This is a genomic window from Exiguobacterium qingdaonense (assembly GCF_018617855.1).
GTDB classification, from domain to species: Bacteria; Bacillota; Bacilli; order Exiguobacteriales; family Exiguobacteriaceae; genus Exiguobacterium; species Exiguobacterium qingdaonense.
This window is the reverse complement of sequence record NZ_JACSKY010000050.1, coordinates 1-209: the sequence shown is the minus strand read 5'-3', so window position 1 is coordinate 209 and position 209 is coordinate 1. Positions and strand designations below refer to the sequence as shown.

General features: G+C 52.2%; 1 protein-coding gene. It reads left to right on the top strand.

Annotation, left to right across the window (positions count from 1 at the left end):
- The coding region (locus KNP00_RS14195) for a transposase (protein WP_240542905.1) at nt 1–209 on the top strand (209 nt) is incomplete at both ends.

The window sequence follows — 209 nt, the reverse complement described above, 5'->3', positions numbered from 1 at the left end:
TGGATCCCAGCCGAGAACAAGGTCGGGATCGACCTCGGTTTGGAGCACTTCGCCGTCATGACGAACGATGCGATGGTCTCGGAGAAGATTGACAACCCTCGCTTTCTCCGACAATCCGAAGCGAAGGTCAAGAAGGCGCAGCGCGCTTTGTCACGCAAGAAGATTGGGAGTAAGAATCGTGAAAAAGCCAAATTACTTCTGGCAAAGAA